The 21,320-nt window shown below is 67.5% G+C and carries 23 protein-coding genes; 2 read left to right on the top strand and 21 right to left on the bottom strand.

Going from position 1 to position 21,320, the window contains the following annotated elements; all coding sequences use genetic code 11:
• Positions 1 to 6 precede the first annotated feature (6 nt).
• Genes GBG68_RS06455 through GBG68_RS06445 form a run of 3 tightly spaced genes read right to left on the bottom strand, consistent with a single transcriptional unit; the run spans position 7 to position 2,349 of the window.
• Positions 7 to 1,041: a COX15/CtaA family protein gene (locus tag GBG68_RS06455; protein ID WP_152146108.1), complete on the bottom strand. Its 1,035-nt coding sequence runs from the start codon at positions 1,039 to 1,041 to the stop codon at positions 7 to 9.
• Complete coding sequence (locus GBG68_RS06450) at positions 1,038 to 1,631, bottom strand: hypothetical protein (RefSeq protein WP_152146107.1); 594 nt, start codon at positions 1,629 to 1,631, stop codon at positions 1,038 to 1,040. The genes GBG68_RS06455 and GBG68_RS06450 overlap by 4 nt, the downstream gene beginning before the upstream one ends.
• A complete protein-coding gene (locus tag GBG68_RS06445) occupies positions 1,624 to 2,349 on the bottom strand; it encodes an SURF1 family protein (protein ID WP_152146106.1) in 726 nt (241 codons plus the stop codon). The genes GBG68_RS06450 and GBG68_RS06445 overlap by 8 nt, the downstream gene beginning before the upstream one ends.
• A 56-nt stretch (positions 2,350 to 2,405) precedes the next feature.
• Here GBG68_RS06445 and GBG68_RS06440 point away from each other — a divergent pair, with 56 nt between their 5' ends.
• A complete protein-coding gene (locus GBG68_RS06440) occupies positions 2,406 to 2,630 on the top strand; it encodes a twin transmembrane helix small protein (RefSeq protein ID WP_152146105.1) in 225 nt (74 codons plus the stop codon).
• A gap of 57 nt (positions 2,631 to 2,687) precedes the next feature.
• Here GBG68_RS06440 and GBG68_RS06435 read toward each other — a convergent pair whose 3' ends face one another.
• From GBG68_RS06435 to bioB, 10 genes are all read right to left on the bottom strand, one after another.
• Positions 2,688 to 3,548, bottom strand: a complete 861-nt coding sequence (locus GBG68_RS06435; RefSeq protein WP_152146104.1) for a cytochrome c oxidase subunit 3 — start codon at positions 3,546 to 3,548, stop codon at positions 2,688 to 2,690.
• Positions 3,549 to 3,583: 35 nt separating this feature from the next.
• Positions 3,584 to 4,108, bottom strand: coding sequence for a cytochrome c oxidase assembly protein (locus tag GBG68_RS06430; RefSeq protein WP_152146103.1), 525 nt, complete (start codon positions 4,106 to 4,108; stop codon positions 3,584 to 3,586).
• The gene (locus GBG68_RS14535) at positions 4,105 to 4,230 is read right to left on the bottom strand and encodes a hypothetical protein (protein WP_264297979.1); all 126 of its coding nucleotides are present in this window, start codon (positions 4,228 to 4,230) and stop codon (positions 4,105 to 4,107) included. The genes GBG68_RS06430 and GBG68_RS14535 overlap by 4 nt, the downstream gene beginning before the upstream one ends.
• Positions 4,231 to 4,252: 22 nt before the next feature.
• The gene (gene ctaD, locus GBG68_RS06425) at positions 4,253 to 5,821 is read right to left on the bottom strand and encodes a cytochrome c oxidase subunit I (RefSeq protein WP_152146102.1); all 1,569 of its coding nucleotides are present in this window, start codon (positions 5,819 to 5,821) and stop codon (positions 4,253 to 4,255) included.
• 27 nt (positions 5,822 to 5,848) lie between these two features.
• On the bottom strand, positions 5,849 to 7,063 hold the full coding sequence (gene coxB / locus GBG68_RS06420) for a cytochrome c oxidase subunit II (RefSeq protein ID WP_152146101.1): 1,215 nt from the start codon (positions 7,061 to 7,063) through the stop codon (positions 5,849 to 5,851).
• Positions 7,064 to 7,391: 328 nt separating this feature from the next.
• Positions 7,392 to 8,063, bottom strand: a complete 672-nt coding sequence (gene bioD, locus GBG68_RS06415) for a dethiobiotin synthase (RefSeq protein ID WP_226801691.1) — start codon at positions 8,061 to 8,063, stop codon at positions 7,392 to 7,394.
• 12 nt (positions 8,064 to 8,075) lie between these two features.
• Positions 8,076 to 8,963, bottom strand: a complete 888-nt coding sequence (gene bioC, locus GBG68_RS06410) for a malonyl-ACP O-methyltransferase BioC (protein WP_152146099.1) — start codon at positions 8,961 to 8,963, stop codon at positions 8,076 to 8,078.
• Complete coding sequence (locus GBG68_RS06405; RefSeq protein WP_152146098.1) at positions 8,960 to 9,712, bottom strand: alpha/beta fold hydrolase; 753 nt, start codon at positions 9,710 to 9,712, stop codon at positions 8,960 to 8,962. The genes bioC and GBG68_RS06405 overlap by 4 nt, the downstream gene beginning before the upstream one ends.
• Positions 9,709 to 10,899 (bottom strand): 8-amino-7-oxononanoate synthase, encoded by a 1,191-nt coding sequence (gene bioF / locus GBG68_RS06400; protein WP_152146097.1) that lies wholly within the window; start codon positions 10,897 to 10,899, stop codon positions 9,709 to 9,711. Before bioF ends, GBG68_RS06405 begins: the two co-directional genes overlap by 4 nt.
• Positions 10,883 to 11,884, bottom strand: a complete 1,002-nt coding sequence (gene bioB / locus GBG68_RS06395; protein WP_152146096.1) for a biotin synthase BioB — start codon at positions 11,882 to 11,884, stop codon at positions 10,883 to 10,885. Before bioB ends, bioF begins: the two co-directional genes overlap by 17 nt.
• A gap of 73 nt (positions 11,885 to 11,957) precedes the next feature.
• Here bioB and GBG68_RS06390 point away from each other — a divergent pair, with 73 nt between their 5' ends.
• The gene (locus tag GBG68_RS06390) at positions 11,958 to 12,698 is read left to right on the top strand and encodes a ComF family protein (protein ID WP_226801685.1); all 741 of its coding nucleotides are present in this window, start codon (positions 11,958 to 11,960) and stop codon (positions 12,696 to 12,698) included.
• Positions 12,699 to 12,823: 125 nt separating this feature from the next.
• On the opposite strand, the gene ubiA is transcribed toward GBG68_RS06390, so the two are convergent.
• The 8 genes from ubiA to GBG68_RS06350 all read right to left on the bottom strand — a co-directional run bounded on the left by ubiA (position 12,824) and on the right by GBG68_RS06350 (position 21,205).
• Positions 12,824 to 13,678 (bottom strand): 4-hydroxybenzoate octaprenyltransferase, encoded by an 855-nt coding sequence (ubiA, locus tag GBG68_RS06385; protein WP_152146156.1) that lies wholly within the window; start codon positions 13,676 to 13,678, stop codon positions 12,824 to 12,826.
• A gap of 147 nt (positions 13,679 to 13,825) precedes the next feature.
• Positions 13,826 to 14,410, bottom strand: coding sequence for a chorismate--pyruvate lyase family protein (locus GBG68_RS06380; RefSeq protein ID WP_152146095.1), 585 nt, complete (start codon positions 14,408 to 14,410; stop codon positions 13,826 to 13,828).
• A gap of 57 nt (positions 14,411 to 14,467) precedes the next feature.
• The gene (recG, locus tag GBG68_RS06375; protein ID WP_152146094.1) at positions 14,468 to 16,552 is read right to left on the bottom strand and encodes an ATP-dependent DNA helicase RecG; all 2,085 of its coding nucleotides are present in this window, start codon (positions 16,550 to 16,552) and stop codon (positions 14,468 to 14,470) included.
• A gap of 8 nt (positions 16,553 to 16,560) precedes the next feature.
• Positions 16,561 to 16,947 carry a RidA family protein gene (locus GBG68_RS06370; protein WP_152146093.1) on the bottom strand — a complete coding sequence of 129 codons (387 nt, stop codon included), beginning with the start codon at positions 16,945 to 16,947 and terminating at the stop codon, positions 16,561 to 16,563.
• Positions 16,948 to 17,024: 77 nt separating this feature from the next.
• Positions 17,025 to 19,202 carry a bifunctional GTP diphosphokinase/guanosine-3',5'-bis pyrophosphate 3'-pyrophosphohydrolase gene (gene spoT, locus GBG68_RS06365; protein ID WP_152146092.1) on the bottom strand — a complete coding sequence of 726 codons (2,178 nt, stop codon included), beginning with the start codon at positions 19,200 to 19,202 and terminating at the stop codon, positions 17,025 to 17,027.
• Positions 19,203 to 19,209: 7 nt separating this feature from the next.
• Entirely contained in the window at positions 19,210 to 19,506 is a 297-nt protein-coding gene (rpoZ, locus tag GBG68_RS06360) for a DNA-directed RNA polymerase subunit omega (RefSeq protein WP_152146091.1), read from the bottom strand.
• Positions 19,507 to 19,717: 211 nt separating this feature from the next.
• The gene (gmk, locus tag GBG68_RS06355) at positions 19,718 to 20,335 is read right to left on the bottom strand and encodes a guanylate kinase (protein WP_152146090.1); all 618 of its coding nucleotides are present in this window, start codon (positions 20,333 to 20,335) and stop codon (positions 19,718 to 19,720) included.
• Between the two features lie 3 nt (positions 20,336 to 20,338).
• Positions 20,339 to 21,205: a YicC/YloC family endoribonuclease gene (locus GBG68_RS06350; RefSeq protein WP_152146089.1), complete on the bottom strand. Its 867-nt coding sequence runs from the start codon at positions 21,203 to 21,205 to the stop codon at positions 20,339 to 20,341.
• Between the last annotated feature and the right edge of the window lie 115 nt (positions 21,206 to 21,320).

Genomic DNA, 21,320 nt, shown 5'->3' with positions numbered 1-21,320 from the left:
CTCCCGCTAGGCCTCCGAAGGGGTGGTGGGCGAGCACCCGAGCGTCGGTGGCGGGCGCAGGCTGTGATTAAGCGTGATCAGGGACAGCAGCAGCAGTGCCGCGCCCGCATTGTGGGCCACCGCCACCGGCAACGGCAAGCTCAGCAGCACATTGGCAATGCCCAGGCTGAACTGCAGCGCCAACAGTCCCAGCATCGCCCAGGCCAAGCCCCGGGTGACCACATGGCCGCTACGCAGCACCAGGGCCGCCAAGGCCAACAGATACGCCGCGGTCACCACCGCACCGATGCGGTGGGTGAGCTGTATGGCGACCCGCGCCGGGTTGTCCAGCACGCCGTACTCGTAATTGGCGCCCAGCCCGCGCCACAACACGAAGGCCTCGTCAAAATCGGCCTCCGGCCACCACTGCTGGTGGCAGGTCGGGAAGTCGGTGCAGGCCAGCGCGGCGTAATTGGCGCTGGTCCAGCCACCCAAGGCGATCTGAGCCACCACCACCAGCAGACCAATGAGCGCCGCCCAGCGCAGCCCCGACGACGCCCGGCGCGTGCCCTGCCACCAGCCGCTCTGGCGCAGGGTCAGCCAGGCGAGCAGCCCCAGGGTGCTCAGCCCACCCAACAGATGCGCCATGACCACCACCGGCTTGAGCTGCCAGGTGACGGTCCACATGCCGAGAATCGACTGGAAGATGATCAGCGCCACCAGGAATACCGGCAGAGCGACAGGCTGGCTCGGCTCCCGGCGATTGCGCAGCGCGATCAGTGCCAGCGCCAGCACCAGCAGGCCCAGGGTGCCGGCGAAATAACGGTGTACCATCTCCTTCCAGCCCTTGGCCGCCTCCAGCGGGCGCTCCGGGTACAGGGCGTTGGCCTGCTCCACGGTCTCCGGGCCGGCAGGCACCACCCAGTGCCCGTAGCAGCCGGGCCAGTCCGGGCAGCCCAGACCGGCGTCGCTGAGGCGCACATAGCCGCCCAACACCACCACGCCCAGGGTCAACGCGGTAGCCAGCAGCGCCAGGCGACGGAAAAGCGTACGCCGGCTCATTGCGCCACCTCCTCGCCGGCCATGCGCCGCTCCTGTTCCTCATCGGACAGGCGCAGCAGATGCTCCAGATCATTCAGCAGGCCGGAAGCGTCCAACGGCAGGGGGTAGCGCATCATTCGATACCCCCGGGGGTCCAACAATTGCACCCCACCGGCGCCGGCGCCCCACTCTTCCAAGGTGCCGGCGGCAACCGAGAAGCCCCGAACCGCGTCGGCCAACTCCGGCATCGGCACACCGTCGGGGAGTATCAGCGCCCGCGTCACCCGGTCCATGTCCTTGTTCAGTGCCAGATGAACGCGGCCGAGCTCATCCATCAGCGCCTGGCAGTCGCCGTCACAGGCGGTGGGCCAGAGCTGCAGCAGGGTCCAAGTGCCCCGCAGGGCCTGTCCGTCGCCATCCTCCCCCACCGGGTTCAGGGTGCCGGGCTGCAGTTGCTGTGGCGGCGCGATCAACTCACCACGATTGGTGTGGGACGCGGGGCTCCAGCCGCTCTGCACCAGAAAGATCGCGGTCAGCACGGGGGCGAAGAAAATCAGCAGCAGGGCCACGACGACCCAGCGAGAACCGCTGGCGGATTTCGGCTTATTCATGATCGGCATCTCCCCTGCGCCGCAGGTTTACCAACAGATAGATCAACACCAGTGCAGCCGCCAGGCTGAACCATTGCACCGCATAGCCCCGGTGGCGCTCGGGGCCGAACTCCGTCGCGCCCCATTCGCGCCGATACCCGTCTTCGGCGGACGGGTCGAGTTGCAGCACGTAGGGCAGCACCCGATAGGGCAGCGAGGCGTTGAAATACTCGTAGTCCATGTACTGCACGCGCCGCGGCCAGCCTTGTTCGACGGAGGCCTCCCCCACCCGCAGCCCCACCGAAGGACCGGCGGCGAGGGTACCCTCCACGCGTCGCGGCGTCTCGGCCACGGCCAGCTCCGGTAATTGGTCGCGCCGTGACGGCGCTGGCAGCCAGCCGCGACTCACCAGCACGGCCCGCCCCTCATCGAGGCGCAGCGGGGTGAGCACCTGATAGCCGACCCGCCCCTGGACGATCTGATTGTCCACCAGGAACTGGTGTGCCGTGTCATAGCGGCCGTGCGCCAGTGCGCGGCGATGGATGGCCTGCTCCGCTGCCGGTGGCGCGTTATTGAGATCGAGCAGGGCCTCGGCCAGGCCGCTCTCGCGGGCGGCCATGGCGGCCTCCTTTTGCGCGGCCCGATCCAGCTGCCACAGCCCCAGGGACAACAACAGCGGCAGCAGCGCCAGGGTCGCCAACGTGGGGATCAGTGTAGGGCGGAAACTGTAGCGGGACATGGCTCGACTCCGGGGGCAGGCCTATAATGCCCGCTTGTCATGACCACGGAGATACTATGGACCTTCTGCTCAAAGGCTTGATTGTGCTGGCCCTGATAGCAATTCTGATCAGCCTGGGCTCCGGCATGGTGTTCATGTTCCGGGATCGCAGCACTTCGCGCCGCACCGTGCGTGCCCTGACCGTACGGATAGCGCTATCCGTGGCGCTGGTCCTGCTGGTGCTACTGGGACTGGTGACGGGGGTCATCAGCCCCAATGAAAGCCCGCTTCTGACCTCCTGATGGCCGTGACACGGGGGAGGCGCGCCACCAGGCCGGCGCCGCGGCTCCCCCGCGACATCAGAGGATGTAGACGAACAGGAACAGCCCCAGCCAGACCACGTCCACGAAGTGCCAGTACCAGGCCGCGGCCTCGAAGCCGAAGTGGTTCTCGGCGCTGAAGTGGCCCTTCATCAGCCGCAGGGTGATCACCAACAGGGTGATCGCGCCCACCAGCACGTGAAAGCCGTGGAAGCCGGTTAGCATGAAGAAGGTGGAGCCGTAGATGCCCGTGTCCATGCGCAGGTTCAGGTGCGCATAGGCCTCGTAGTACTCGTAGGCCTGCACGCCCATGAAGGTCAGGCCCAGCAGCACGGTGGCCCACATGAACAGGATGGTTTTGGCCCGCCGCCCTTCCTTGATCGCGTGATGGGCGATGGTGAGGGTCACGCCGGAGGTGAGCAGCAACAGGGTGTTGATGGTCGGCAGCGGCCAGGCCCCCATGGGCTCCCATTCCAGGTCACCGAAGCCGGGGCCGGCGGTGGGCCAGGCGAGGACCACGCTGTCCCACAGATAGCGGCTGGTGGACGGGTCATCGCCGCCCAGCCAGGGCACGGAGAGCACCCGAGCATAGAACAGGGCACCGAAGAAGGCGCCGAAGAACATCACCTCGGAGAAGATGAACCAGGCCATGCCCTGACGGAAGGAACGCCCCTCGGCGGGGCCGAACTTGCCGGATTCGTTCTCCAGGATGACGTCGCGGAACCAGCCGGCCATCATGAACAGGATGATCGCAATGCCCGTGAGCAGGATCCACAGGCTCACGGAGCTGCCGTTCAGGTACAGGGAGGCACCGACCATCGATACGGCCAGGCCGACACTGCCCACGATGGGCCAGTGGCTCTCGTGGGGGACGTAGTAGTGACCTTGTGCTTGAGCCATTTCCAGTCCTCTTCGCAATGGCGCTCTTGTTGGTGTCAGCCGTCGATGGTGTGAAAGGTGTACGACAGGGTCACCGTGTTCACGTCCGATGGCAGCTGCGGGTCGATGAAAAAGGTTACCGGCATGTTCCGACCTTCCGCGGCGACGAAACGCTGCTGGGTAAAGCAAAAGCAGTCCGGCTTGGCAAAGTAGCGGCCGACCTTGGATGGCGCCACATTGTAGCTGGCCTGCCCGATCTGCGGCGTATCACGCAGGTTCTTCGCGAAATACTCGGTGGTGTAGATCTCCCCCGGGTGCACCTGCATTTTCGACTCCAGCGGGTAAAATTCCCATTGGCCGGAGTTGCTGACCGTGGCGACGAACTCCACGGTCACCAGGCGATCGGTGTCCACCTGGACCATTTTGCCGGTACCAGTCTGCACCGCACGCCCACCGAAGCCGGTGACTTCGCAGAAGATGTCGTACAGCGGCACCAGGGCGAAGCCGAAGCCGAACATCAACACCGCCACCAGGGCCAGCTTGCGGAGGGTGCGGCGATTCTCGGGAGTCACGCCGCTCATATGCGCTGCAGGACCGAGAGCAGGAACACCGCCAGCACGATCACCAGCAACACGATGACCGTACGCACGATGCCGCGGCGTCGGGCCGGTGTCCGAAACTGATCGTCATGTCGCGGGCTCATGATCGTACTCCCTGCGCCGCCCTTACTTGATCTGGGGCGGCGTGTCGAAGGTGTGCAACGGCGCCGGCGAGGGCACGGTCCACTCCAGCGTCTCGGCACCCTCCCAGACCTGGGCGGTGGCCTTCTTGCCGCCGCGGATGCACTTGATCACCACCGCCACGAACAGCAGCTGCGACAGGCCGAAGACGAAACCACCGATGCTGGAGACCACATTCCAGTCGGTGAACTGCACCGCGTAGTCGGGAATACGGCGCGGCATGCCGGCCAGTCCGAGGAAGTGCTGCGGGAAGAACAGCACGTTCACCGAGATCACCGACAGCCAGAAGTGCCACTTGCCCAAGGTCTCGCTGTACATGTAGCCGGTCCACTTGGGCAGCCAGTAGTACGCCGCGGCGATGATGGAGAACACCGCACCGGTCACCAGCACGTAGTGGAAGTGGGCTACCACGAAGTAGGTGTCGTGGTATTGGAAGTCCGCCGGGGTGATGGCCAGCATCAGCCCGGAGAAGCCGCCTATGGTGAACAGGATGACGAAGGCGATCGCGAACAGCATGGGCGTTTCAAAGGTCATCGCGCCCCGCCACATGGTCGCCGCCCAGTTGAACACCTTCACGCCCGTGGGCACGGAGATGAGCATGGTGGCGTACATGAAGAACAGCTCGCCGGACAGGGGCATGCCCACGGTGAACATGTGATGCGCCCAGACGATGAAGCTCAGGAAGGCGATGGACGCGGTGGCGTACACCATCGAGCTGTAACCGAACAGCGGCTTGCGGGCGAAGGTCGGGATGATGGTGGACACGATCCCGAACGCGGGCAGGATCATGATGTACACCTCGGGGTGCCCGAAGAACCAGAAGATGTGCTGGTAGAGCACCGGGTCACCGCCGCCGGCGGCGTTGAAGAAGCTGGTGCCGAAGTACTGATCGGTGAGCAGCATGGTGATCGCGCCCGCGAGCACCGGCATGGTGGCGATCAGCAGGAAAGCGGTGATCAGCCAGGTCCACACGAACAGCGGCATCTTCATCAGCGTCATGCCCGGGGCGCGCATGTTCAGCACCGTGGCCACCACGTTGATCGCGCCCATGATGGAGCTCAGCCCCATCAGATGGACGGCGAAGATCACGAAGGGGAAGGCCGCGCCGGTCTGCAGCATCAGCGGCGGATACATGGTCCAGCCGCCCGCGGGGCCGCCACCCGGCATGAACAGGGTGGACAGCAGCATGATGAACGCGAAGGGCAGGATCCAGAACGACAGGTTGTTCATCCGCGGCAGGGCCATGTCCGGGCCGCCCACCATCAGCGGGATCATCCAGTTGGCCAGCCCCGTAAACGCCGGCATGACCGCACCGAAGATCATCACCAGCGCGTGCATGGTGGTCATCTGGTTGAAGAAATACGGATCAACCACCTGCAGACCGGGCTGGAACAGCTCCGCGCGGATCACCATCGCCATGGCGCCACCGATGAAGAACATCAGCAGGGCGAACAGCAGGTACAGGCTGCCGATTTCCTTGTGGTTGGTCGTGAGCAGCCAGCGGCCGAGGCCGCTAGGGGCGTGCCCGTGGTTCTCGTGAGTCGTCGCAGTCATCACGCTGTCCTCTTCAATACCAACCCGTTACCGGGCCGCCTGCACATCGGCGGGCTGAACCAGATCGCCGGTGTCGTTGCCGAAGGCATTCCGCTCGTAGGTGACCACGGCGGCGATTTGCTCGTCACTCAGCATGGCGCCGAACGCGGCCATGGCCGGGTTCCGGGCGCTGCCGTTGAGCACGATGTCGATGTGACCATCCACCGGCCCGGTGGTGATCGCGCCCCCGGCCAGGGCCGGGAACACGCTGCCCATGCCCTCGCCGGCCGCACCGTGGCAGCTCTGGCAGTTGGCCTGGTAGACCTGCTCGCCCTGGGCCATCAGCTCATCCCTGCTCAGCTCGGCGGAAGCCGCCTGCGGGTCCGCCTGGGCGGCGGCGGGCTGCTGCCCGGGCTGCGCCGCAGCCTGGACGACCACTTCTTCGGGCTTCGCCGACGCGGCAGCGTCGCCGGACTGCTCCGCCACCCAGGCCGCATAGTCCTCCTGGCTCAGGGCGTGCACCACCACCGGCATGAAGCCGTGGTCGCGGCCACAGAGCTCGGCGCACTGACCACGATAGATACCGGGCTCGTTGATACGGGCCCAGGCCTCGTTGATGAATCCGGGAATGGCGTCCTTCTTCCAGCCCAGATCCGGCACCCACCAGGCGTGGATCACGTCGTTGGAGGTGAGCAGGAAGCGGATCTTCTGCCCCACGGGCACCACCAGCGGGCGGTCCACCTCCAGCAGGTAGTTTTCCACATCCCCGGGCGCCACCGCGGGGTTGCGCAGACGGGCGATACGGCTCTGCTGGTCCAGGTTGCTGAAGAAGGCGATATCCTCGTCCAGATAGTCGTAATGCCACTTCCACTGATAACCGGTGACCTTGACGGTCATGTCGGCCTCGGTGCTGTCTTCCATGTCCACCAGCACCTTGGTGGCGGGCACGGCCATGAAGATCAGGATCAGCATGGGAATCACCGTCCAGACGATCTCGACGGTGGTGCTGTGGTGAAACTGCGCGGGCTTCACACCCTTGGACTTGCGGTGATGGATGACGCTCCAGAAGATCGCCCCGAACACCACGATGCCGATAATGATGCAGATCCACATGATGGTCATATGCAGGCCGTAGACCTGACGGCTGATGTCCGTGGCCCCCTGCGTCATGTTCAACAGGGAGAAGTCCGCTGCCGCCGGCCCTGCTGCCAGCAACAGGGCGAACAGCGCCCCAATCGCACTCAGTCGCTTATTGAAATTCATCCCACGCTCTCTCCAACAATGAGAATCCGTGCGGCACCCCCCTGCGCCACACCCCCCTGCTCCGGCGCCGATCAGCAACTCGCAGCCGTCACGCCAGTGGTCTCGCGTACGAGCCATGCCGGGCCTGAGACGGCTGAACGGCAAGCGTGCTTGATCGCATCCGCGGTCCCCGCGGCACAGTGGAAGGCCGAACTTCGTGGCGCGCCCTGGTGCCGCCCGAGTCGGGTCGACAGGCAGAAGCCCCCCGAGGTTCCTGTCGCGCGATAGTGTAGTGCAGTCACCAGGCCTAGAAAACCCTGCGATGCGCGGGGTGTTGCCTTGAGGGCACTCAGCCGGACAACAAGGGCGTGGGATCAAGCGCTTGCGCGACCAGGGCGGGCGCAGGGGTCGTCAGGCGCTCCACCACCCCCAGCAGGGGCGCGACAAGCCGCCGGCGCAGGGTATCGATCTGTGCCGGCGCACCGGCCTCGCCCGGCTCCAGCACATTGGCCACCCAGCCCACCAGCCGGCAGCCGTCGGCGGCAATCGCCTCGGCACTGAGCAAGGCATGGCTGATGCAGCCGAGCCGCACGCCCACCACCAGCACCACCGGCAAGCCCAGAAGGCGTGGAATATCGGCCATGTCATAGTGGCCATCCAGTGGCACCCGCCAGCCGCCGGCACCCTCCACCACCATGAAGTCCGCCTCCGAGCGCAGAGCCGCGTAGGCCTGCTGGATCAGCGTGAGACTCAGCCGCAGCCCGCGTGCCTGGGCGGCAAGATGGGGCGCGATGGGCGGCTCCAGCGCGTAGGGATTGAGCAACTCATAGGGCGGGGCCTCGGTGCATTGGGCCCCCAGCGTTCGCGCATCGGGGTTGCGAAAACCCTGCTCGGTGCGTTCGCAGCCGGCGGCCACGGGCTTCATGGCGCCCACCCGAACCCCCCGCGCTCGCAGGGCATGCATCAGCCCCGCCGCCACCACGGTCTTGCCCACCTCGGTGTCGGTGCCGGCTATGAACACACCGCCCAAGATTCAGCCCCCTCGCCGCGGGATGCGGCCGATGGGCACCATCACGGTACCATCCTCGCGCAGGCGCTGGGGCTTACGCTCGGGCATCCAGGCATGGGCGTGCACCACCTCGTAGCTGGCGGGCAGCCGCCCCTGCGCATCACGGAAGTCCTCATAGGCGCGCATCATCGCCTGCAGCCGGCCGCGACCGGTCAGCCCCCGATTCCGCCCGACGGTAACGTTATGCGCCCCCAAGGCCTTCAGATCACGCATCAGGTCGGGCACCGCCTCGTAGGTAAGGGTAAAGGGCTCCACGTCCAGCACCGGATCGGCGAAGCCGGCTCGCACCAGGGCATCGCCCACGTCATGCATGTCCACGAAGGCGTTGACGTGGCTGTACTCATCCACCGCCGCCCAGGCGGTACGCAATTCGCGCAGCGTGTCCGGGCCGAAGCTGGTGAAGATCAGCAAGCCGCCCGGGCGCAGTACGCGGAAGAACTCGGTGAGCGCCGCATCCAGATCACGGCACCACTGCAGCGCCAGACTGGAGACCACCAGATCGATACTGGCGCTGGCCAGGGGGAGCTGCTCCGCGTCACCGCAGACACCGTGTATGCGCCGTCGCCAGCTGCCGCGGTCGCGGCTGGCTGCGGCCATGGGCTGGGCGATATCCAGGGCATACAGGCGCGCCCCGGGGTAACGGCGGCGCAACGCGGCACTGGCATAGCCGGTACCGGAACCTGCATCCAGGATGCGCTCCGGGCTCAGGCGAACCAGCTCCAGGCGCTCCAGCAGGCGATCGGCCACTTCCCGCTGCAACACGGCCACCTCGTCGTAGCTGCCCGCGGCGGCGGCGAATGATCGGGAAACCCAGCGCTTGTCCGGCACCCAGGGCTTCTGCTCGTTACTCATTGATCGATCCACTCCATCAGGGCGCGCAAGGCCTGCGCGCACTCCTCATCATGACTCCAGAAGGGCAGATGCCCGGCCTCCGCCAGCACGCGCAACCGACCCCGGGGCGAGGCCGCGGCCGCTTCGACCAGGCTTGCGACGGGCACCAGGGGGTCTCGCGCCCCGGCCAACCACAGCAAGGGGCAGTGCAGGTGGGGAAGTTGCGCCCGCAGATCCGCCTGCGCCAACACCGCCAGGCCACTGGCCAGCCCCCAAGACCCGCCCGGCCGAGGCTGGCGACGCAGCAGGGACCGCGCCAGCTTGCGATCCGCCGGCGAAGCCTGCCCCAGGAGGGCGAGAAACTGACGCCAGACGGCGGCGGGCTCCGCCTCCAGGCGCTCGCGCATGGCCCGCAGCGCGAGCGCCTGCACACCGGACCAGCCCGGGGCCCGCAGAAAACGTGGCGAGCCGGCCACCAGCAGCATGCCCTCCGGCGCGCCGCGCAACGCCGCCCGCAGCAACAGCGGCACACCCAGCGACCAACCGAGCCAGAGCGCATCCCGGGGCAACTGTTCCGCCAAGGCCGCACCCAGACTCTCCAGACTATAGGCGACGTCGGCGCTTCCCCCCTGGCCGGGCAGATCCACCAGGAGAACCCGAAAACCCTCGAGCCGCTCGGCCCAGTCCCGCAGGAGGGCGGCGGACATGCCCCAGCCCGGCAGCAGGCAGAGCGTTCGCCCCTGGCCATGCTCGCTGATGGCGAGCCTCATGATGCCTGCCCCAGGCGGAGCCGAGCCAGTGCCTCCAGCAGTCGATCCACCTGAGCCTCGCTGTGCACCGCACTCAGGGTGATACGCAGCCGCGCGGTGCCGGCGGGCACCGTGGGCGGGCGTATGGCACTGACCAGCAGACCTTGGGCCGCCAGGGCCTCGGCGGCACGCAGTGCCGCGCCCGCGCCCCCCAGCACCAGGGGCTGTATGGGGGTAGCGGAGGGCAACAGCGCGAGCCCCAGGGATTCCGCGCCGGCGCGAAAGCGGCGAATGAGCACCTGCAGGTGCTCCCGCCGCTCGGGCTCCTCGCGAATGATCCGCAGCGCCGCGCGGCTGGCGGCTGCCTGCGCGGTGGGGGCCGCGGTGGTATAGATGAAGGTGCGGGCACGCTGCACCAAGGTCTCGATCAGCGCCTCGGAGCCGGCCACGAAGGCACCGAAACTGCCGAAGGCCTTGCCCAGGGTGCCCAGCAGCACCGGCACCTGGGTCTGGCTGAGGCCGAAATGCGCGACGCTGCCCCGCCCTTGGGGCCCCAGCACTCCCAGCCCATGGGCATCGTCCACCATCAGCCAGGCGCCGCTCGCCGCACAAGCCGCCGCCAGCGCATCCAGCGGCGCCAGATCCCCGTCCATGCTGAACACGCCGTCGGTGGCCAGCAGGCGGCGACGATGCTCCCCCGACGCCAGCCAGCGGGCCGCCTGCGCCGCATCCCCGTGAGGGTAACGCCGCATGCGCGCGCCGCACAGCCGACCACCGTCGAGCAAAGAGGCATGGTTCAGACGATCCTGGAGGAGCAGATCCGCGCGCCCGAGCAGGGCGTCGAGCACGCCCAGGTTCGCCATATAGCCGGTGGAAAACAGCAGGACGCGCTCCCGGCCCAGCCAGTCGGCGAGCTCCTCTTCCAATGCCTGATGCTCCGGGCGATGCCCGCTCACCAGGTGCGCCGCACCGCTGCCGGCGCCATCCCGAGCCAATGCGGCCCGCGCCGCTTCCACCACGCGAGGATCCTCGCTCAGGCCCAGATAATCATTGGCGCAGAAATTCAGCAGCTCCCGCCCCCGCTCGCGCAGCCGCGGGGTGCCGCCCTCGCGCACCCGGGTGCGGCGGTACAGCTGCCGCCGCGCCTGCTCCCGCAGCTCCCCGGTCAGATCCCAGGGATCCGCGGCGCGCTCATCCGCCGCAGGCATGAGCCTGTTCTTCGGGCCCGGACGCGGCGGCTTCGAACTTGAGCCCCAGACGCTGGAACAGGCGCCGATCGGCCTCGGTGTCGGGATTGCCGGTGGTCAGCAGCTTCTCGCCGTAGAAAACACTGTTGGCGCCGGCGAAGAAACACAGCGCCTGCTGCTGCTCGCTCATCTCGGTACGCCCGGCGGACAGGCGCACATAGGAGCTCGGCATGAGGATGCGCGCTACGGCGATGGTGCGCACGAATTCCAGCATGTCCGGCGGCTCCAGCCCGGACAGCGGCGTGCCTTCTACCTGCACCAGCTGGTTGATGGGCACGCTCTGCGGGTGCTCCGGCAGGTTCGCCAGGGTACGCAGCATCGAAGCGCGGTCGGCGCGGCTCTCGCCCATGCCGACGATGCCGCCGCTGCAAACATTCATGCCCGAGGCGCGCACCCGCTCCAGCGTATCCAGCCGGTCCTGATAGCTGCGGGTGGTGATGATCTCCCCGTAGAACTCCTCGGAGCTGTCCACGTTGTGGTTGTAGTAATCCAGCCCCGCCTCGCGCAGGGTCCGGGTCTGCTCGTCGTCGAGCATGCCGAGAGTGGCGCAGGTCTCCAGGCCCAGGGCCTTCACGCCCTCGATCATCTTCGCCACCTGCACCAGCTCCTTGCCCTTGGGGCTACGCCAAGCGGCCCCCATGCAAAAGCGGGTGGCGCCGGCTTCCCGCGCACGGCGCGCAGCCTCCAGCACACGCTCCACCTCCATCAGCGCCTCACGCTCCAGCCCGGTGTTGTAGCGCACGCTCTGGGGGCAGTACTTGCAGTCCTCGGGGCAGGCGCCGGTCTTGATGCTGAGCAGGGTGCTGACCTGCACGGTGTTGGGCTCGAAATGCTCACGGTGCACGCCGTGAGCGCGGTAGAGCAGATCATTGAAGGGCAGCGCGAACAGGGCTTCGATTTCCTGCTGCGTCCAATCGTGACGAAGGCCGGGCTGATGTTGGGACATGGTTCCTCCAATCTGACGGGGCACCGTCGGCAGCCGTACCGCACTGCCGGGCGCGACCCTGGGGAGTCTCATCGTGCGCGCCACCCCTGTCAATATTTCCGCCGCGACCTGGGTTTACATTCGCTCATTATTTGAGCAGGTTCGCGAATTACCCCAACCCTGCCGGCTATGTCACGCCCCCACGGTGGACGCGGGGCTCTGCCAGGACTGTGCCAACGAGCTGCCCCGCCTGCGCGATGGCTGCCCGCTGTGCGCCGAACCTGACTGCGGCGGGCTGGACTGCGCCCGTTGCCAGGCACAAGCGCCGCCGGTAAGCCGCTGCCTGGCCGCCGGCCCCTATGCCCCGCCACTGGACGGCTGGATCAAGCGCCTGAAGTTTCATGCTGACCTGCCCGCCGGCGCCCTGCTCGCCAGCCTGCTGAGCGCCCGGCTGGCGCCACGCCTGAACCACTCGACACCACCCCAGGCCCTGGTGCCGATACCCCTGCACCCGCGCCGCCTGCGTCAGCGCGGTTACAATCAGGCTCTGGAGCTATCCCGGGGACTGGGGCGGCGGCTCGGACTGCCCCTGCGCCCCGCCCTGCTGCGGCGCGTGCGAGACACCGTGACCCAGAGCCGCCTGCCTGCGCGGCGACGCGCGGGCAATCTGCACGATGCCTTCCGCGCCGACGTAGCGGCCACGGGGCTGCGGCTGGCGCTGGTGGACGATGTGATGACCACCGGCGAGACGGCCTACGCCGCCGCGCGGGCGCTGCGCCAGGCGGGTGCGGCGGAGGTGGAACTGTGGGTAGTCGCCCGAGCCGGACGCGGCTAAGGGCGCACCGACCACCGTCCTCGGGGCGCTGCGCCAGTCGGGTGCTCCTCAGGTTTGAGGGCGACAGCTTTCGCGGCCTGGGCCGCGAAAGCCCCAAACTCTCGGAGGCATTGATCGATGCCGCTCTAGACCAGCAGGTAATCCAGCACTATGCCCAGAAAGATCACCCCACCGAACCAGTTGTTGTTGAGGAAGGCACGGAAGCATTCCTCCCGCCTGCGCTCGCGCATCAGCCACTGCTGATAGACGAACAACGCGGCGGCGGGCAGCAGGCTCAGGAAGTAGACCCACCCCAGGCCGGCCCGCTGTCCCACCAGCAGCAGCGCCAGCAGCATCAGCCCCATCAGCAGGCCGACGATCAGCCGATCCTGCTCACCGAACAGCACCGCGGTGGATTTGACGCCGATCTTCAGGTCATCGTCCCGATCCACCATGGCGTACTGGGTATCGTAAACCGTCGCCCAGATCACCGCGGCGATGAACACCAGCCAGGCCACCGGCGCCAACTCCCCGGTCTGCGCCGCATAGGCCATGGGCACGGCCCAGCCGAAGGCCGCCCCCAGGTGCACCTGGGGAAAATGCGTGTAACGCTTCATGAAGGGATAGCTGGCCGCCAGCAGCACGCCGACGAACGATAGCTGAATCGTCAGCGGATTCATCAGCGACACCAGGCCGAAGGCCAGCAGGCACAGCACCACGAACAGGACCAGCGCCTCCCGGGCGCTCACCTCGCCGGTGGCCAGCGGCCGATGGCGGGTGCGCTTTACATGGCCGTCGATGCGCCGGTCGGCGAAATCGTTGATCACGCAGCCCGCGGCGCGCATCACCAACACTCCGAGCAGGAAGACCAGCAGCACTTTCAGATCCGGCAGCCCCTCGGCGGCGATCCACAAAGCCCAGAGCATGGGCCAGAGCAGCAGGAAATTGCCGATGGGTCGGTTGAGCCGGGCCAGCCGAGCGTAGGCCCCAAGGCGGGTCATCCAGGGATGGCTAGTCGCGATCATGGTGCTCTCGATCCTGTTGCCGTTTTCGACCCCGCAAGAGCGGCTCCTGGCCGCGCTTGCCCCGGCGCGCTTTCCCCTGAGGGGCAACGCGGCCAGGAACCGCCCCTTGGAGGAAAGCTGTCATCAGTCCCCGCCCACCGGGCAGGCCGAATCTATCGCCTCCAGCAGCCTGGGCAAAAACACCTCCGCCACCAGCAGCGGCCGCCCCGCCACCCGCAGCACCGAACGCCGCGCCCAGAGCCGCTCCGCTGCGCCCCCGGCATGAGGCCGAGCCTGTTCGTAGAGCTGGTCGCCGGGCCCCAGGCGAGCGATCTGCACGGCCCCGCGGCGTATGTCCGCCGGCCCGAACAGCACGCTGCCCAGCGGGCGCGCCCCCAGGCGCAGGAGGGCCCGCTGACGCCCACGCAGACTGGTACGCGGAATGATCGAGCGGGCATAGATCCACGGCACGCCGCGGCAACCCAGGGTGACTTCCCGCACCCAGTCCAGCCCGCCGTAGGGCTGCCCCAGCTGCTGCGCTTCATCCAGCAGGGCGCGTCCCCAGCGGGCGCGCAGCACAGTCACATCCAGCGGCCCGCCGCAACGCGCGGCCAGCCGCGCCGTGAGCGAGCCGGGCTCATCCAGCCAGCCCTTGAGCGCCGGGGGGATGCGCTGCTGTACGATGTCGAAGCGCGGCCGCCAGAGGGTTGCTCGCCTGCGAAGTCTCACCGAATCATCCTGCTGCCGATTTTCAAGGGCCGTAGTATGCCCGTTGAGGCCGGCGCTTCACACCTGGCTGTACCGCTCGCCCTGCCCGACCCAGCGGCGTATCAGACCCGCCACGGCCTGCGGGCGCTCGGCCAGCAGACGCTCGGCCAGTGCCTGTACCCGAGGCAGCAGATCGCCGTCCCGTTCCAGCTCCGCCACCCGATACTGCAGTTCGCCGGTCTGGCGCGTGCCCAGGAATTCGCCGGGCCCGCGGATGGCCAGGTCCCGGCGGGCGATCTCGAAACCGTCGTTGGTCTCGCGCAGCGCACTCAGGCGGGCCCGCGCGGTGCGCGAGAGCGGCGACTGATAGAGCAGCACGCAACTGCTCGCCGCCTGCCCGCGCCCCACTCGGCCGCGCAGCTGATGCAACTGCGACAAGCCCAGGCGCTCGGCGTTCTCGATGATCATCAAGCTGGCGTTGGGCACATCCACCCCCACCTCGATGACCGTGGTGGCCACCAGCAGGTCCAGCTCGCCGGCGGCGAAAGCGCCCATCACCGCCTCCTTGTCGGCACCGCGCATGCGCCCGTGCACCAAGCCTACCCGCAGCCCCGTCAGCGCCTCGGTCAGCAACCGGGCGGTTTCCTCGGCGGCCTGGGCCTGCAACAGCTCGGATTCCTCCACCAGGGTGCATACCCAGTAGGCTTGCCGGCCCTGGGCGCAGGCTTCGCGCACCCGCGCCATCACGTCCTCGCGACGGGTCGCGGCCAGGGCCACCGTGCGCACCGGGGTACGCCCCGGGGGCAGCTCGTCGATCACCGAGACATCCAGGTCCGCATAGGCGGTCATGGCCAGGGTGCGGGGAATGGGCGTGGCGGTCATGATCAACTGGTGGGGCTGAGAATCGCCCTGATGGCCCTTTTCCTTCAGCGCCAGGCGCTGATGCACGCCGAAGCGGTGCTGCTCGTCGACGATCACCAAGCCCAGGCGCTGGAACTGCACGCTCTCCTGAAACAGGGCGTGAGTGCCCACCACCACACGGGTCTCGCCGCTGAGCAGGCGCGCCACCGCAGCCTCGCGCTTGCGCACCCCCAGCCGCCCACTCATCCAGTCCACCTTCAGCCCCAGGGGCGAGAGCCACTGACTAAAGTTGCGGTAGTGCTGCTCGGCGAGCAATTCGGTGGGTGCCATGATCGCCGCCTGGTAGCCCGCCCCCACGCAGCGCAGCGCGGCCAGCGCCGCCACCACGGTCTTGCCCGAGCCCACATCCCCCTGCACCAGACGCAGCATGGCACTCTCGCGCGCCAGGTCCGCCTCCACCTCGGCCACCACCCGACGCTGGGCGCCGGTCAGCTCGAAGGGCAGCCCCTCGAGAAAACGCGCCACCAGCGGCTCGCCGCCGCGCAGCACCGGCGCCCGGGAAATGGCCTCCTGCTCCTGGCGCAGGCGGCGCAGGCTCAGGTGATGGGCAAGCAACTCCTCCAACGCGAGGCGTCGCCGGCAGGGATGGCGCCCCTCCAGCACTTCCTCCACCGGCGCATCCGGCGGCGGCCGATGCAGATAGTGCAGCGCCTCGGCCAGGCTGGGCAGCCCCAACCTGGCCGCCTCCGGCAACCAGTCCTGCAGCTCCCCGCCCTGGGCCAGCAGCGCCAGCGCCTGATCCACCAGCTTGCGCAGGCTCGCCTGGCGCAGGCCCTCGGTGGCCGGGTAGATGGGGGTGAGGCCGGCTTGCTCGCCCGGGCGCGCGTCGGCGGCGGGCTCGTATTCCGGGTGCACCATCTGCAGCATGCCCGGGCCGCCGCGCACCTCGCCGAAGCAGCGCAGACGCAGTCCGCGCCGCAGCCGGGCCACCTGCTGGGGGTAGAAATGGAAGAAGTACAGATTGAGAAAGCCACTGCCGTCGCCGATTCGACACACCAGCCGCCGCCGGCGCCCCTGCACCACCTCGGCCAGTTCGATCTCGCCTTCCACCAGACAATGCATACCCTCGCGCAACTGCCCCAGGGGCACCAGTCGAGTGCGGTCCTCGTAGCGCAGGGGCAGGTGGAAGAGCAGATCCTGAAGGCTGTGGATGCCCAGCTTGCGCAGCCGTTCGGCCTGGCGCGGACCCACGCCGCTCAGGCGGGTGACGGCCTGGTCCGCCAGGCGGGCATGATCGGCCATGAATGCCCTCAGCGGCTGCCGGGCACCATGACGGCGTCCATCTCCACGCCGACATCCTTCGGCAGGCTGGCCACGCCGATAGCGGCCCGGGCGGGATAGGGCTCGCGAAAATACTCGGCCATGATGGCGTTCACCAAGGCGAAATGCCCCAGGTCCGGCAGGAAGATGTTGAGTTTGACCACGTCATCCAGCGAACCCCCCGCGGCTTGGCAGATGGCGGCAAGGCTGTCCAGCACCCGGCGGATCTGGGCCTCCATATCGTCGCTGACCAGTTCCATGGTAACGGGGTCCAGCGGGATCTGCCCGGAGATGTAGACGGTATCGCCCACCTGCACGGCCTGGGAGTAGGTGCCTATGGCCTGGGGGGCGGCGTCGGTGGAAATGATCTTGCGCATAAGGCTCTCGTCCGTGTCGTTCAATGGTGTTCCGGGAGGTGGATCACACTTTAAACCACAGCCCCGCGGCGCGCACCTCAGCCCTTGCGCCGGACGATCCTGAGCACGCTGTTGAGCACCCGCAGGCGGCGCAGCACGCGCGCCAGGTGTACGCGGTCGCGCACCCCCATGGTGATGCGGATGGTGGCGATCATGCCCTCGCGCTCCTCGATGGTCACCGCCTCGATGTTGCTCTCCAGCCCCGAGATGGTGGCGGCCACATCGGCGAGCACACCGCGCTTGTTCACCACGTCCACCGCGATCACCACCGGGAACTCGCCGTGGGTGTCCTTTTCCCACTGCACGTCGATCCACTTCTCGGGTTGATTGCGGTACTCGCGAATGTTCTTGCAGTCTTCGTGATGGATCACCACGCCGCGCCCGGCGGTGGCGAAACCGACGATGGGATCGCCGGGGATGGGGTGACAGCAGCCGGCGAAGGTGACCACCGTGCCTTCAGTACCGCGCACTGTAAGCTGCTGGGCGCGACCGCGCTCGGTCTCCGGCGCCTGTTCGGGCACCAGGGCGATGCCGCTCAGACGCTGCGCCACCAGCCAGGGCATGCGCCGACCCAGGCCCACCTCTTCCAGCAACGCCTGCAGATCATCGGCGCCCAGCTGCTCCAACGCATCCAGCACTTGCTGCTCCGGCAAATCTTCCAGTCGCTGGCTCAGCGCCTCCAGCGACTGGTTGACCAGCCGCCGTCCCAAGTCCGCCGCCTCCGCGCCCTTCAGGCGCTTGAGGGAATGGCGGATGGCGGTGCGGGCCTTGGCGGTAACGGCGAAATCCAGCCACGCGGGGTTGGGCTTGGCACCCGGGGCGGTAATGATCTCCACGGTCTGGCCGGTCTCCAGCCCCGTGCGCAGGGGCGTGAGCCGGTGATCCACCATGGCCGCGATGCAGGCGTCGCCGATGTCCGAATGCACGGCGTAGGCAAAATCCACCACCGTGGCGCCACGGGGCAGCTGCAGGATGTCCCCCGATGGGGTGAATACATAGATCTCGTCCGGCAGCAGATCAACCTTGACGTTCTCGATGAACTCCATCGAGTTGCCGGCGTTCCGCTGCAGATCCAGCAGGCCCTTGACCCATTCCCGGGCCCGGGCATGGGCGTTGCTGGTGGCGGTATTGGCCTGCTCTTTGTAGAGCCAGTGGGCGGCGATTCCCGCTTCGGCCACTCGGTCCATGTCGGCGGTGCGGATCTGCACCTCGATGCGGATGCGCCGCGGCCCCACCAGGGTGGTGTGCAGGGACTGGTAGCCGTTCACCTTGGGAATGGCGATGTAGTCCTTGATGCGGCCGGGCTTGGGCTTGTAGAGGTTGTGCATCACGCCGAGCACCCGGTAGCAGGTGTCCACGTTGTCGACGATGATGCGAAAACCGTAGACGTCGAAGATGTCGGCGAAGTTGTACTGCTTGGAGCGCATCTTCTGGTAGATGCTCCACAGATGCTTCTCGCGGCCGATCACCTCGCCTTCCAGCCCGGCCTCTACCAGCCGCGCCTGCAGCTCCTCGGCCACCTTGCTGACGATCTCCCGGCGCGAGCCGTGCTGGCGGCGGATCTTCTCCTTGAGCACCCGGTAGCGCATGGGGTAGAGCGCGGCGAACCCCATGTCCTCGAGCTCGATGCGCACGCTGTTGATGCCCAGGCGCTGGGCGATGGGGGCGTAGATCTCCAGCGTCTCGCGGGCGATGCGGCGGCGCTTGTGGGCCGGCATCACCCAGATGGTGCGCATATTGTGCAGGCGGTCGGCGAGCTTGATCAGGATGACCCGGATGTCCCGGGACATGGCCAGCACCATCTTGCGGAAATTCTCCGCCTGGGCTTCGGCCTTGCTCTTGAAGTCCATCTGGGTGAGCTTGCTCACCCCATCCACCAGTTCCGCCACTTCCTCGCCGAAGCGCTCCGCCAACTGGTCCTTGACCATGGGGGTGTCTTCTATGACGTCATGGAGGATGGCGGCGACAATGCTCTGATGATCGAGCCGCATCTCGCCGAGGATGCGCGCCACCGCCAGGGGGTGAGTGATGTAGGGCTCGCCGGACATGCGGCTCTGCCCCTCGTGGGCCTCGGCCCCGAAACGGTACGCCTCGCGCACCGCCTCCACCTGGCTCGGGTCCATATAGTCCCCGAGGAACGCGCACAGCTCCACCGCCTTGCTGGCATGGTCCGCGGTGGGACTCTCCTGCGAAGAAAGCGGGTCTGGGCGCGCCATGAACTCCTTATTCTCCGGACTGGGCCTCATTGCCCGGCTCCGCCTGGGGCGTATCGGCCCCTTCCGCGCTACCTTCCTCGGTGGCGGTTTCAAACTCCACGACCGGCTTGGCTTCGAGGATCTTGCGGGTCACATGGCCTTCGGCGATCTCGCGCAGCGCCACCACGGTGGGCTTGTCGTTCTCCCAGGGCACGAAGGGCTCCGAGCCATTGGCAACCTGACGGGCGCGTTTGGACGCGACCAGCACCAGCTCGAAGCGGTTGTCCATGAACTCCAGGCAGTCCTCTACGGTAACTCGTGCCATGTATCTCTCCAGCGATAGGTAACGGTCTAGCCGTACAATACTAGACCCATGCGGCAGGGATCGAAAGTGTACACAGCGCCATCGCGACAAATACCCCCTATGTGAGCGCCCTTGGCCGCGAGCCGGCTGCTCGCGCAGCTGGTGGGTTTATTCAAGGCTCCCACGGCCAAGGCCGCTTCGGCAAGGATGGGCAGGGGTCGCCCGGACCGGCTCAGGACTTGCCCAGCATTTCGGTCAACACCCCGCGCAGGCGCCTTGCCTGAGCCTCGCGGCGCAACTGTCGGGCACGCACCAGCGCGCGCAGATCCGCCAGCGCCAGCTCGAAGTCGTCGTTCACCACCAGGTAATCGTACTCGGCGTAGTGGGAGAGTTCGCTTTCCGCCTCGCGCATGCGCGCCTCGATCACCGCTTCGCTGTCCTGGCCGCGGCCGCGCAAACGACGCTCCAGCTCGCCACGGGACGGCGGCAGGATAAAGATGGACACTGCCTCGGGCATGGCCTCGCGCACCTGGCGAGCGCCCTGCCAGTCAATCTCGAGGATTACGTCCTGGTCGGCCTCCAGCCGCGCCAACACCTGGGCACGCGCGGTGCCGTAGAGGTTGCCGAACACCCGAGCGTGCTCCAGGAACTCGCCCCGGGCCACCCGCGCCTCGAATTCCTGGTGGTCGAGGAAATGGTAATCCCGTCCGTCCAGCTCGCCAGGGCGGCGCGCGCGGGTAGTGTGGGAGACCGAAACCACCACTTCGGGCACGGCGGCCACCAGGGCGCGCAGCAGGCTGGTCTTGCCGGCCCCGGAGGGGGCGGAAATAATATAGAGGGTGCCGCTCATGGGTTACTCGATGTTCTGGATCTGCTCGCGCATCTGCTCGATGAGCACTTTCATCTCCACCGCCGCCTGGGTGGTCTCGGTGTCCGCCGACTTGGAGCCCAGGGTATTGGACTCCCGGTTCAACTCCTGCATCAAAAAGTCCAACCGCCGGCCGATGGGTTCGCGCCGCGCCAGCGCCCGGCGCAGCTCGGCCACATGGGTCTCCAGCCGGTCCAGCTCCTCGTCCACATCCAGGCGCTGCAGCAGGTAGATCAGCTCCTGCTCGAAGCGTGCGCTGTCCGCCTGGGTGTCCAGCTCGCCAAGCTTCGCCAGCAGCTTCTCGCGCACCCGCGCGTTCACTTCGACGCGCCGGCCACGCACCTCCACCACCAGCTCGGCGATACGCTGCGCGCGCTCGGCGATCAGCTCGCCCAGGCGCTCACCCTCGCGCTCGCGATTGGCGATGAAACCGTCCAGGGTCTCGTCCAGCAGCGCCAGCGCCGCCTGCACCACCGGCTCCAGATCGGCCTCGGGCTCTTTCAGCACGCCGGGAAAGCGCAGCAGCTCCACCGGGCTCACCGGCGCCGCGCCAGAGGCCTTCTCCGAGAGCGCTTCGCAGGCCGCCAACAGCTGCTCGGCATAGGACCAATTCAGCTGCACATCGGCGCTCACCCCCACCGCCGGCCGGTAGCGCAGGCTGCACTCCACCTTGCCCCGGGCGAGCTTGCGCCCCACCCGTTCGCGCAGCGCCGGCTCCAGCGTCCGCAACTCTTCGGGCAGGCGCGGATAGATATCCAGATAACGGTGATTGATCGAGCGCAGCTCCCAACTGATCCTGCCCCACTCCCCTTGGCGCTCGCGGCGCTCGAAGGCGGTCATACTGCGTACCATGGCTCCCTCCGGGCCGGGAAAGCTTGCGCGCTTCCCGCAGGTAAAGAGGTGCATCTTACGCAAGCTCGCCCGGGGCGGAAACCGCCACCGGTGTCGCGCAGCCCCTGTGATAGCA

The organism is Alkalilimnicola sp. S0819, from assembly GCF_009295635.1.
In the GTDB taxonomy this organism is placed as follows: Bacteria; Pseudomonadota; Gammaproteobacteria; order Nitrococcales; family WHIW01; genus S0819.
This window is presented reverse-complemented; position numbering and strand designations above follow the sequence as displayed.